At 67.1% G+C, this 10,819-nt stretch carries 13 protein-coding genes; 5 read left to right on the forward strand and 8 right to left on the reverse strand.

Annotated features, from left to right (window positions below; genetic code table 11):
- Positions 1–109 precede the first annotated feature (109 nt).
- Together BST27_RS28400 and BST27_RS32715 are read right to left on the reverse strand one after the other, a co-directional pair.
- Positions 110–733 (reverse strand): superoxide dismutase, encoded by a 624-nt coding sequence (locus BST27_RS28400; protein ID WP_069422322.1) that lies wholly within the window; start codon positions 731–733, stop codon positions 110–112.
- A 185-nt stretch (positions 734–918) separates the two neighbouring features.
- Positions 919–1,074: a hypothetical protein gene (locus BST27_RS32715; RefSeq protein WP_170062386.1), complete on the reverse strand. Its 156-nt coding sequence runs from the start codon at positions 1,072–1,074 to the stop codon at positions 919–921.
- A gap of 508 nt (positions 1,075–1,582) precedes the next feature.
- On the opposite strand from BST27_RS32715, the gene BST27_RS28405 reads away from it, so the two are divergent.
- The gene (locus BST27_RS28405) at positions 1,583–2,635 is read left to right on the forward strand and encodes a DUF4328 domain-containing protein (protein ID WP_069422321.1); all 1,053 of its coding nucleotides are present in this window, start codon (positions 1,583–1,585) and stop codon (positions 2,633–2,635) included.
- Positions 2,636–2,640: 5 nt separating this feature from the next.
- Positions 2,641–3,462: a glycerophosphodiester phosphodiesterase gene (locus tag BST27_RS28410; protein ID WP_069422327.1), complete on the forward strand. Its 822-nt coding sequence runs from the start codon at positions 2,641–2,643 to the stop codon at positions 3,460–3,462.
- On the opposite strand, the gene BST27_RS28415 is transcribed toward BST27_RS28410, so the two are convergent.
- Positions 3,459–4,004 carry a ferritin gene (locus BST27_RS28415; protein WP_069422320.1) on the reverse strand — a complete coding sequence of 182 codons (546 nt, stop codon included), beginning with the start codon at positions 4,002–4,004 and terminating at the stop codon, positions 3,459–3,461. The genes BST27_RS28410 and BST27_RS28415 overlap by 4 nt on opposite strands.
- A 151-nt stretch (positions 4,005–4,155) precedes the next feature.
- The gene (locus BST27_RS28420) at positions 4,156–5,352 is read right to left on the reverse strand and encodes an LCP family protein (RefSeq protein ID WP_069422319.1); all 1,197 of its coding nucleotides are present in this window, start codon (positions 5,350–5,352) and stop codon (positions 4,156–4,158) included.
- A 119-nt stretch (positions 5,353–5,471) separates the two neighbouring features.
- Between BST27_RS28420 and BST27_RS28425 the strand changes: the two genes are divergently transcribed.
- Positions 5,472–6,302 carry a DUF1206 domain-containing protein gene (locus BST27_RS28425; RefSeq protein ID WP_069422318.1) on the forward strand — a complete coding sequence of 277 codons (831 nt, stop codon included), beginning with the start codon at positions 5,472–5,474 and terminating at the stop codon, positions 6,300–6,302.
- A 30-nt stretch (positions 6,303–6,332) separates the two neighbouring features.
- Here the strand turns inward: BST27_RS28425 and BST27_RS28430 are convergent, their stop codons facing one another.
- Positions 6,333–7,109, reverse strand: coding sequence for a DUF2470 domain-containing protein (locus tag BST27_RS28430; RefSeq protein WP_069422326.1), 777 nt, complete (start codon positions 7,107–7,109; stop codon positions 6,333–6,335).
- 110 nt (positions 7,110–7,219) lie between these two features.
- Between BST27_RS28430 and pheA the strand changes: the two genes are divergently transcribed.
- Both pheA and BST27_RS28440 read left to right on the forward strand, forming a co-directional pair.
- Positions 7,220–8,176, forward strand: coding sequence for a prephenate dehydratase (gene pheA / locus BST27_RS28435; RefSeq protein ID WP_069422317.1), 957 nt, complete (start codon positions 7,220–7,222; stop codon positions 8,174–8,176).
- A complete protein-coding gene (locus BST27_RS28440) occupies positions 8,173–8,868 on the forward strand; it encodes a histidine phosphatase family protein (protein ID WP_069422316.1) in 696 nt (231 codons plus the stop codon). The genes pheA and BST27_RS28440 overlap by 4 nt, the downstream gene beginning before the upstream one ends.
- Here BST27_RS28440 and BST27_RS28445 read toward each other — a convergent pair.
- Genes BST27_RS28445 through BST27_RS28455 form a run of 3 tightly spaced genes read right to left on the reverse strand, consistent with a single transcriptional unit; the run spans position 8,845 to position 10,803 of the window.
- Positions 8,845–9,051: a hypothetical protein gene (locus BST27_RS28445; protein ID WP_069422315.1), complete on the reverse strand. Its 207-nt coding sequence runs from the start codon at positions 9,049–9,051 to the stop codon at positions 8,845–8,847. The genes BST27_RS28440 and BST27_RS28445 overlap by 24 nt on opposite strands.
- 47 nt (positions 9,052–9,098) lie before the next feature.
- A complete protein-coding gene (locus BST27_RS28450; protein WP_069422314.1) occupies positions 9,099–9,449 on the reverse strand; it encodes a metallopeptidase family protein in 351 nt (116 codons plus the stop codon).
- A 4-nt stretch (positions 9,450–9,453) separates the two neighbouring features.
- Positions 9,454–10,803: a septum formation family protein gene (locus BST27_RS28455; RefSeq protein ID WP_083148739.1), complete on the reverse strand. Its 1,350-nt coding sequence runs from the start codon at positions 10,801–10,803 to the stop codon at positions 9,454–9,456.
- Between the last annotated feature and the right edge of the window lie 16 nt (positions 10,804–10,819).

A 10,819-nucleotide genomic window follows, 5' to 3' on the forward strand; every position in this document is an offset into this window, starting at 1 on the left:
ATTTTTTATATGTTTCCGGGGGGGCCGGCGGGCCAAAAAACTCCCCCAAAAAATCCGGCCCCCGCGGGTTTTTCCGGGGCGGCGCCCCGTGTCTTGCCGATGTATCGGGTCAGGGGAAAATCAAACCCGATGTCTTGGAGGTGGCGGCCGCATAGCGCGATTGCACGTCGGCCCAGTTGACGACGTTCCAGAAGGCCTTGACGTAGTCCGCCTTGACGTTCTTGTACTGCAGGTAGAAGGCGTGCTCCCACATGTCCACCTGCAGCAGCGGAATGATGCCCAGCGGCACGTTGGCCTGCTGGTCGTACAGCTGGAAGGTGAGCAGCCTGCCGCCCAGGGTGTCGTAGCCGAGAACGGCCCAACCCGAACCCTGCAAGCCGTTGGCGGCGGCGGTGAACTGAGCCCGGAACTTGTCGAACGAGCCGAACGCGTCGTCAATGGCGGCCGCGAGCTCGCCCTCCGGCTTGTCGCCCCCGTCCGGAGACAGGTTCTTCCACCAGATGGAGTGGTTGACGTGACCACCGAGGTGGAACGCCAGATTCTTTTCGTTCAAAAAGATCGCCGAGTGGTCCTCCTTGGCGCGTGCCTCTTCGAGCTTGGCGATCGCGTCATTGAGTCCCTTGACGTATGTGGCGTGGTGCTTGCTGTGATGGATCTCGTTGATCTGGCCCGAAATATGCGGTTCCAGCGCTGCGTAATCCCAGTCCAGGTCGGGCAGGGTGTATTCAGCCACGGCATTCCTTCCTTCGGTGATCGATGGTTGATCGATGGTGATCGTCTAGCGCATCAGTCGCAGGGTCCCGCCGAGGAGCGGTGCCCCGGCACCATTCAACCCTGCCGCCGAATGCGTGCGCCGCAAGGGACTTCCCTTATGGGCGCTTGCGGGGGGTACCCGCTGGCGCGGACTTCAAGACCGGGTCAGGACAAAACGATGAGCGCAAGAACGCCCAGCAACGCGACAGCGACGAGGGCTGCGCGAAGAGCGGCGAGGGCGTAGGCCTGGTTCCAGACGGGCGAGCCGTCGTACGTCTTCGAACGTGGTGGTTGTCCCGATCCGTACGAATGGGTCGCCATCGAGCGCCTTTCCCCCTACGTCCCTTCCTTGCCGCTAAGACGATGAGTGACACACCGCAGTGAGGTGAATCACAACTCGATCCTAGCGTCGCAGATCATAACGCCTCGTACTTGCCGTGGAAAAGTTGACCGCTGGTCATCCAGATCGGCCATCCGCCGTACCGCGCACAGCGCGGCGTTGCTGGTTTGGCAAGCGAGGTGATCGGTACGGCGTTCTTACCGAGACAACAGATTTCGCTCAGAGACTTGCCAGGCTGTCGATCAAAGCGCCCAGTCCCGGCGTGTTATCCACAGTCGTCTGCCAGGGAACGGTGGCAGATTGGCCGATAGGGCCCACGTAAACGCCAGCGTCAATTTCCACCGCCTGTGGATAAAGCTGTGGAAACTGTGGATAGCTCTTGGTAGCTGAGTGTTCATGGTGTAATGCGCACCGAAGCCGGGTCTGATTCGGGGCGAGTGTGCTTGCGGCTACGCGTCCGTACCCGCATTCGGTTAGTAGGCTGGTCCGGTGATCCAGGTGTGCTCTCAGTGCGGCACTCGGTGGAATGTCCGTGAGCGCCGCCGCGAGTGGTGCCCTCGCTGCCGAGGCGCGCTGATGGCACCGCTGATGGAAGGGCCGCCGGCGGACCCCCGCTGGGGCATGCCCGCCGGCCAGCAGGCGCCGGCGCCCCCGGCCATGCGGCCCGCCGCTCCCCGGCTGCCACCGGGCTTTCGCTGGATCGCTGTGCGCCCAGGTGCGGCGCCTCCGCAGATACGCCAGCGGCGCCACCGCGGCCCCACTCCCCGCTACGCCTACATTCCGCGCTGGGGCTTGGTGGACCGGGTCGATCAGGCGTCCGCCGGGCCACAGCAGGCACCCGCAAAGCCGGGGCCAACGGTCGCGGTGGTGCGCACCGCGCTGTTCGCGACGCTGTTGATCCTCGCTGGGGCGGCGCTGGTGTACGTGCTGCGATACGTGCTGTTGATCATCAACCGAGACACCCTGCTGCCCTCGCTGGTGGCTCTCGCGTCGGTCCTGCTCGGGTATCTCGCCAGCGTGGTGGCGCTGGTGGCGGTGGGCATCACCGGTGCGCTGCTGGTTTCCTGGTTGATCGCGCGGCGGGCCGCGGCGTTCAAGCACGTCGGCCTGCCGGAGCCACGTTCGGAGCGGGCGTTATGGGCCGGGTGCCTGGTGCCCGTGGTCAATCTGTTCTGGGCGCCCGTGTACGTCATCGAGCTGGCGCACATCGAGGACTACTACCACCGCCTGCGCAACGACATTTTGCGGTGGTGGCTGATCTGGGTTGCCAGCACGGCGATCTCGATTTTCGCCATCGCCACCAGTGGGGCTTCCGACGCTCAAGGCATCGCCGACAACACCATCGCGATGGTGGTGGCGTACCTGGGCGCGGCGGTCGCGGTGTCGTCGACGGCACGGGTCTTCGAAGGATTCGAGCGCAAACCGGTCGAACGGCCCGTGCATCGCTGGGTGGTCGTCGGCACCGACGAGCAGAAGCCGGCGGCGTCGGCACACTCGTCGGCGTCTCCGGTTGAGCTGGAGGGCCAGGAACCGGCAGCATAGTGGGCATGCCGTGGGCCGACGAGGTGCTCGCCGGGCATCCGTTCGTGGTTGCCCACCGGGGTTCCTCGTCTGCGCGGCCGGAACACACCCTGGCCGCTTACGATTTGGCGCTCAAGGAAGGCGCCGACGGGGTGGAATGCGACGTCCGGCTGACCCGGGACGGGCATCTGGTGTGCGTTCACGACCGGCGTCTGGACCGCACCTCGTCGGGGGCCGGTCTGGTCAGCACGATGACCCTTGCCCAGTTGCGTGAGCTGGAATTCGGCGCCTGGCACGAAAGTTGGCGGCCGGACGGCACGCATGGCGACACCAGCCTGCTGACACTGGACGCGCTCGTCTCCCTGGTGCTGGACTGGCATCGGCCGGTGAAGATCTTCATCGAGACCAAGCACCCCGTCCGCTACGGCTCGTTGGTGGAGACCAAGCTGCTGGCGCTGCTGCAGCGCTACGGCATCGCTACGCCCGCCTCCGCCGATATCTCGCGAGCGGTGGTGATGTCGTTCTCGGCCGCCGCGGTGTGGCGGATCCGTCGGGCCGCCCCGATGTTGCCGACGGTGCTGCTGGGCAAGAACGCCCGTTACCTCGCCAGCAGCGCGGCGACAGCCGTGGGGGCGACCGCCGTCGGACCCTGGCTGCCCGCGCTGAAGGAATATCCGCAACTCGTCGACCGCGCCGCCGCCCAGGGTCGGGCGGTGTACTGCTGGGACGTCGACGAGAAAGAGGACGTCGAGTTCTGCCGGGACGTCGGTGTCGCCTGGATCGCCACCGATCACCCAGGCCGCGCCAAAGCTTGGCTGGAGAAACGAGCGGCTGAGGGGAGTAGTTAGAACTGGCCGCCGGCGACGGGCGGGGTTCCCACAGCGGCCGGGGCTCGTCCGATCTCCCGGGCGACGAAGTTCTCCAACTCGAAAAGGTTGTCCCCAGCGCGATCGGCAACGCGCAGCAGGGTCGACATCAGCGCCACTTCCTCGACCTGCTCCTTGAGGAACCACTGCATGAACTGTTCGCCGAGGAAGTCGCCCTCGTCGCGGGCCACCGCCGCGAGCCGGCTGACCTGTTCGGTGACCGCCCGCTCCTGGTCCACGGCCAGCGCCAACGCGTCGCGCGGACGGTCGAACTGATTACGCACCTCGTCCACGCCGGGGATCTCGACATGCAGGTCGCGGTCGAGGAGATGCTGCACCAGCATCATCGCGTGATTGCGTTCCTCGACGGCCTGGCTGTAGAAATGCTTGGCCAATTGCGGCAAGTCTTCGCTGTCGAAATAAACCGCGATCGCGACATATTGCTGGGCGGCGGTGAATTCGTTGAAAATCTGTTCCTGCAATAACGCATGGAATTTCGTCTTGGGCGCGTCGAAGTCCGTCATGCCCGCAGGTTATAGCAGCTGGGAAGGGGTCTGCAACGAAGGTTGCGCTTAGTCAGGAAAGGTTTTCCTAAGTCGGTGGGCGCAGTTTTTGGCGAGCTTTACCTAAGTAAAGTAAGGCTATGCAGACGGGCGTTGCATTTGCTGCGCGAATTCACGGCTGCTCGTCGATGACTTCTGCGGGCACCGCGGTATCGGCGGCCAGCGCGTCGAACAACTTGCCGGCGGCGTCGTGATTCCAAACCACGACGGAGCCGACGTCGCCGCTGGTGAACTCGCCGATCGGAACGGTGAGGTTACTGGTGTGCCCGCGCAGGGCCAGGCCGAGCCGGGCCAGGTCCCAGGCGTGGTCGTCGCGGTCAACGAGGAGGGCGTTGACCACGGCATGCGACACCGTGTACCAGCGCCACGGATTCAGCCAGACGGTCGGGCTGCCGGCGCGCCGCATCAGCGCCGACATCGCCTGGCGCTGATTGATCATCCGGTCCAGGTCGGCACGCGGCGTCGCCCTGCTGCGGACGAAGCCCAACGCGTTGCGGCCGTTGAGCTCCTGGCAGCCCGCGGGCAGATCGATACCGGCCAACGGGTCGTTGATGGGGGATGACGGGCACACCGTGATCCCGCCCAGAGCGTCGACCATGCCCGCGAATCCGGTGAATCCGATCTCGATGTAGTGGTCCAGGCGCAAGCCGGTGGCCTGCTCGACGGTCTGGGCCAGCAGCGCCGGGCCGCCCGCGGAGAAGGCCGAATTGATCTTGTCCTTGCCGTGTCCTGGGATCGGCACGTACGAATCACGCGGGATCGACACCAACGTTGTTGGGTTGCTGGACCCGAACTCCGGAACGTGCACCAGCAGGATGGTGTCGGTCCGGCCGGTGCCCATGTCACCGCCCGTCGCGAGTTCCTCCTGCTGCTGGCTGGTCAGGTCTTGGCGGCTGTCCGAACCGACCAGGAGCCAGTTCGTGCCGCGACCGGGAGCCGGGCGGTCGGTGCCGGCGGTGAACACCGCCACGCGGTGCAGCGAAGCGTCCAGCCACACCGTCCCGCCCACGATGCCCGCGCCCACCAGGATCACGACGATCAGCAGCGTCAGCGCGATCCGGCGTCCCCAACGGCGCTTGCCTTTCTGGCGCTTGGCTTTCGGGGCGGCGGGACGCGGTGGCGGCGCGGGACGTCGAGGCGGTGGAAGCGCGGGGGGAGCCGCGGGCGGCGCCGGGCGCGGAGGGGGGTCCCGGCGGTGGATCACCGGAGGGGGCTCCGGCCGGGCTGGCTGAGCCGGCGGTTGCGGAAAGCGCGGTCTTTGCGGTGGTCTCCCGGATTCCGGGAGATCCGGTGGTCGACCGCCGTTCACCCGGTCAATTTACGTGCCCGCGCGGCTTCGCCGCAGCCAGGAGCACACCACGCATCGAGAGTCGTCACTGTGGGTATTGCTCGTTGCACATCGGTTCACCAAACGAAGGCGAGCGAGCAATGACCAGACCCGCTGTCCGAGCGCAAGTTCACGCCGGCGACGTCAGATCCAGAGTCGCAAGGATCGGCCTGTTCGGCAAAGGAGCGCTGTACGCGCTTCTGGGGTTTTTGGCGATCAACGTCGCGCTGGGTAACCGCTCGTCGGATGGCGCCAGTGAGGTGGGGGCGATCCAGACCGTCGCGCAAGCCCCGTTGGGCAAGTTCCTATTGATTGCCTTGACGGTCGCCTTGATCGCGCTGGTGGTGTGGCAGGCAAGCCAGGCCATCTCGGGTGACCCAATTGAAGGCTCGGACGGCAGCCATCGGGCGAAGTACGCCGCCAAGGCGATCCTGTACAGCGGCGCCGCGCTCGCGTCGCTGTCAATCCTCATCGCGAATTGGGGCGGCGATGCCGTCGCGGTGCCCGGTGGGAGCGGCGACGGCAAACACCAGGCCACTGCGGCGGTCATGGGCCTTCCCGGTGGAAGGTGGATCGTCATGATTGCCGGCCTCGCCGCGATCGCGTTCGGCGGTTACGAGATCTACAAGCATGCCGTCAACCGCGACTTCATGAAGCGGCTGGGACAGTTGGACCACGACAAGTGCGGGGCCGTCGAAGCACTGGGCCGGGCGGGCTACGCGGGCAGCGGACTGGTGACGATCGGTGTCGGCTTCTTCTTGGTCGTCGCCGGACTGACCTTCGACCCTGACGACGCCAAGGGGTTGTCCGGGTTGCTGGCCGAACTCGCCGGCCAGAGCTGGGGACAGCTCGTCCTGTGGCTGATCGCCATTGGCCTGTTCGCCTACGGACTGTTCTCCTTCGCCGAGGCTCGCTATCGCCCGGTCACCTAGCGGAGTCGGCCGTTGCCGGGGCGCGCGTCGCTAGTGGCGTGCCCGCAGACCGTTGCGGAACGGGCAGCCCATGAGGACCCGAATGGCCTGGCTGAGACCCTTCATGTCGTCCACCGGCTGGTGAAACGCCAGTCGTACGTCGCGGTCGCCGTCGTTGCCCTCGACGCGGAATCGGACGCCGTACCGATCGAGTCCGAGCGGGCGGATCTGGCCGCGCCGCAATGGTGCCGGCAGCCGGGATACCAGCCGGGCGACGACGTCGTTGTGGACGGTGGCCAGGTGCCACAGCAAAGTCTCCTCGACCTCGCAGAATGGGTCCGGCCGGGCGGCGAGCAGATCCTCGACGCGAACCGCTTCGGCACCCGTTGCATCCGTCACCACCACCGACGCCACCTCGAGCCGCAGCAACGTGTAGCGCGTCTCGTCGCCGTCCGCGGGAGCAGATTTCGGAGTGTCTACCTGCAGCAGGGCGGGATTCGGGTCTTCGGTGGCGATCAGATCGAGGATCTTGGGCACCGCCCCCTGCGGAACCCGGTGGAGGCGGCCGCGGACCCAAACCAACGAGCGGACCGGTTCGCGCAGTGGGAGCGGCGCGTAGTCGGTGAGTTCCAGCAATGCCTGCGTCCCGCAAACTAGCTCTGCGCTGTAGTCGACGGGTACGGCCACGGCGAAGGTTCCGTCATGCAGCAGGTGGTGCACCGGTGCGGCGACCGGGTCGTTACCGTCCACGGCCAGCAGCGCGCTGTCGGCCCGCGCACAGGCGCTGCGGATGCGTTCGGCAGTCGTCGGCGCCGGCGTCGGCGGCATTGTGACGGTGGCCACGCGTACCTCCTCGAATTTAGGTAAGCCTAAGTTAACTTACGCTTGCGACGCGTCGCAAGGGGGGTCATCCCGGACGCGCCATTAGGGTTGTCAGGGTGGCCCGCATCGCATATCTCGGTCCGGAGGGGACATTCACCGAGGCTGCGCTGCTGCAGATCTCGGCCGCGGGGCTGATTCCGGCGCACACAGCGGAAACCGTCGAGCGGCTGCCAGTCGAAAGCACACCCGCCGCACTTCAAGCCGTCCGCAACGGGTCCGCCGACTACGCGTGCGTGCCGATCGAAAACTCCATCGACGGATCGCTCGCGCAGACGCTGGACAGCCTGGCCATCGGTACCCCGCTGCAGGTGTTCGCCGAGACGACGCTCGACGTGGCGTTCAGCATCGTCGTGCGGCCCGGACACACCGCCGCCGACGTGCGGACCGTGGCGGCGTTTCCGGTGGCGGCCGCGCAGGTGCGGCGTTGGCTCACCGCGCACCTGCCCGACGTCGAGCTGTGCCCGGCCTATTCCAACGCCGATGCCGCGCGTCAGGTCGCCGACGGCCGCGTCGACGCCGCGGTGACATCGCCATTGGCCGCAAAGCACTGGTCGCTGGACACGCTGGCCGAAGGGGTCGTCGACGAGAACAACGCCCGCACCAGGTTCGTCCTGATCGGCTTGCCCGGCCCCCCGCCGCCGCGCACCGGAGCCGACCGCACGTCGGCAGTGCTGCGCATCGACAACAAGCCCGGGGCGCTGGTGGAAGCGCTGACCGAGTTCGGCATGCGCGGCATCGACCTCACCCGAATCGAATCCCGGCCCACCCGCACGGAACTGGGCACCTACATGTTTTTCGTCGACTGCAACGGCCACATCGACGATTACGCGGTCGCCGAGGCACTCAAAGCGCTGCACCGCCGTTGTGCTGACGTGAGATACCTGGGTTCCTGGCCGACGGGAGCGGCCCCCGATCCGAACTCTCCGGTGCCGCCACCGGCCGACACGGCGGAGGGCTGGCTGGAGCGGTTGCGCAAGGGTCAAGCCGAGCCGGATGCGGTGGCCGGGCGATGAGCGGGCGTTTGGTGCTGATGCGGCACGGCCAGTCCTACGGCAACGTCGAGCGCCGGCTGGACACCCGTCCCCCCGGTGCGGCCCTGACCCCGCTGGGCCGGGACCAGGCGCGTGCGTTCGCGCGGGCCGGTAGTCATCGGCCGGTGCTGCTGACGCACTCGGTGGCCATCCGGGCGTCGGAAACGGCGGCGGTGATCGGTTCCGAGCTGGCTCTGCCGGTCCACGAAGTGGTCGGCGTTCACGAGGTGCAGGTCGGGTCGCTGGAAAACCGCAACGACGACGAGGCGGTCGCGGAGTTCAACGCCATCTACGAGCGGTGGCATGGCGGTGAGCTGGATCTGGCGCTGCCGGGCGGCGAGACGGCCAACGACGTCTTAGACCGCTACGTGCCGGTGCTGACCGATCTGCGCATGCGATACCTCGACAACGACGACTGGGACGGCGACATCGTGGTGGTGAGCCATGGCGCGGCGATCCGGTTGGTCTCCGCCGTGCTGGCGGGTGTGGAAGGCAGTTTCGTTCTGGACAATCACCTGGAAAACACCGAATCGGTGGTGCTGGCGCCGATCACCGACGGGCGGTGGAGTTGCCTCCGCTGGGGCGCACACACACCGCCGTTCTTGCCGCCGCCCGCGGAGAGCGTCGATCCCGTCGCGGATGCGGTCGGGTCAAGCTCCGACCCGATGGGCTGAGCTGAATGGCACCTCGGCGCAGGTGCACCCGACGGCGTCGCAGTCGATGACGAAGTCGTGCGCGAACAACTCCGGAGTGGTGCAGTCAGGCTCGGTGCACTCCGACCGATGCAGCGAGTGAACGATGACGGTGCCGTGGCAGTGATCCAAGCCTGCCCGGCAGTCGCGGCAGCCTGTGCTCATAAGCCGTTCATAGCACCGCGCCCCGACAAATCGGAGAGGCGCGCCCCTCAACCCCAGCCCAATTCGTCGAGTCGGTCGTCGTCGATGCCGAAATGGTGCGCGATTTCGTGCAGCACCGTGATCGCCACCTGCTCGACGACTTCCTCCTCGGAGTCGCAGAAGTCCAGCAGCGCGTCGCGATAGATGGTGATGGCGTCCGGCAAGGCCCCGGCATAGTCGGAGTCCCGCTCGGTCAATGCGACGCCCTCGTAGAGGCCGAGCAGACCCTCGTCGTCGGGATGGCGATCTTCGACGAGCACCACGACGTTGTCCATGGCGGCGGCCAGTTCGGGCGGGAGCAGGTCCAGCGCGTCCGAGACCAGTTCGTCGAACCGCTGCGGGTCCATCCGTACCGACACAGGGCTAACTCGCCGGTTCGCCCTCGGGAAGCTGTCCTTCGGGCGCCGGGGGCGGTGGCGCTTGGCCCTCCTGCGGTGGGGGGTTCGCCGGCGGCCCATGGGGAGCCGGCGGTGCTTGACTGGCCGGGGGAGCCTGGGTGGCAGGCGATGACGGTGCCCGCGTCGGCGTCACCACCGGCTGCTGGTTGGGCAGGTGCTGGTTGTTCGGCGGGATGGTCGGGGTTTGCTGCGCCGGTGGCGTGGCCGCCTGGGTAGGCGTCTGGACGGGAATCGGCGGGAGGTTGAGCCGTTCCTCGGGAATGTCGGGCGGCGGAACCGGCGCCTGACCATTGATCAGCAGCGGCCCCTTTGCGCTGTTGACCAGCGTCGCCCAGCCGCCATTGCCGAGCGTCGCACCGACACTGCAGGCGACCTCACGGCTGCCCGCTGACCAGCTGGCCAACGACAGCGTCGGGTAGATCAGGGTCAGCGTGGTGGTCCGCAGCTTGATCGGCGCCAGGAATGCGTCGGTCATCCGGGTGCAGGCGTCCTTGATGAACGCGTCCTGCTCCTGCTCGGTAGGCAGCGCTTCAGGGAACTTCTCGGCCAGGTTGACAGTGCCGGTGACCTCCATCGCGTGCGGCGCCGCGCAGTCGACGGGAACGTCTACGGGTTGATTGGTGGTGGAGTCGATGCCCAGGCAGGTGCCGGCCGGCCAGACCTTGGACTGGTTGATCTCCGCGACCCTCCCCTTGAAGGCGAGCTGCTGGTTGTTCGGCCCGGGCAGCTGCAGGCCGCACAGCATGCGGCGCTCTCCGGCGTGCCGCCACGCATTGTCACCGGCCCACAGCATGCTGACGCTGAACTTGCTGTTGGGATCGAACTTCGGGCCCAGGTAGCGGCGAACCGCCGGCACGCACTGCTCCTCGTTGATCTGCTGAATGCGGGCGGGCGAGGGCGGATCGGCGCTGGGCCCGTACTCCGAACCGGGGAAGGTCCGCATGTCGATGGACTCGGCGACCTCGAACCGGTGGTCGTCGGTGCAGGGCACTACGGTCGCCGCGTCCGGCGTGCGCTCCGGCCAGGTCAGGCAGTCGCCGCTGGAGGCGCGGCCGAACGTGGAGTTTGTTTTGCCGGCGGTGCTGGGCGTGGAGTTGGCATCGGTCAGGCCGAGCAGTCGCCCGGGCGCGTCACCCACCTCCGGTAGCGCCGTCACCAGTCCGGCGATCAATAGCCCGCCAAGCGCGGTGAGCAGCAGCGCTCGCCTGGTTGACGACGGCTGCAGACCCCGCGGCCAGCGAAACCGCGCCGAGGGTTGTTTCGCCTCGGCGGCAGGGGTGGCAGGCGGTGGAGTTGCCTCCGCTGGGGCGCACACACACCGCCGTTCTTGC

Source organism: Mycobacterium intermedium, from assembly GCF_002086275.1.
Classification (GTDB): domain Bacteria; phylum Actinomycetota; class Actinomycetes; order Mycobacteriales; family Mycobacteriaceae; genus Mycobacterium; species Mycobacterium intermedium.

Coding starts and splice junctions, on each gene's coding strand:
- BST27_RS28445 (WP_069422315.1), bottom strand. CDS start 9,051: ATGAGCACAGGCTGCCGCGACTGCCGGGCAGGCTTGGATCACTGCCAC.
- BST27_RS28425 (WP_069422318.1), top strand. CDS start 5,472: ATGACCAGACCCGCTGTCCGAGCGCAAGTTCACGCCGGCGACGTCAGA.
- BST27_RS28415 (WP_069422320.1), bottom strand. CDS start 4,004: ATGACGGACTTCGACGCGCCCAAGACGAAATTCCATGCGTTATTGCAG.
- BST27_RS32715 (WP_170062386.1), bottom strand. CDS start 1,074: ATGGCGACCCATTCGTACGGATCGGGACAACCACCACGTTCGAAGACG.
- BST27_RS28430 (WP_069422326.1), bottom strand. CDS start 7,109: ATGCCGCCGACGCCGGCGCCGACGACTGCCGAACGCATCCGCAGCGCC.
- BST27_RS28440 (WP_069422316.1), top strand. CDS start 8,173: ATGAGCGGGCGTTTGGTGCTGATGCGGCACGGCCAGTCCTACGGCAAC.
- BST27_RS28410 (WP_069422327.1), top strand. CDS start 2,641: ATGCCGTGGGCCGACGAGGTGCTCGCCGGGCATCCGTTCGTGGTTGCC.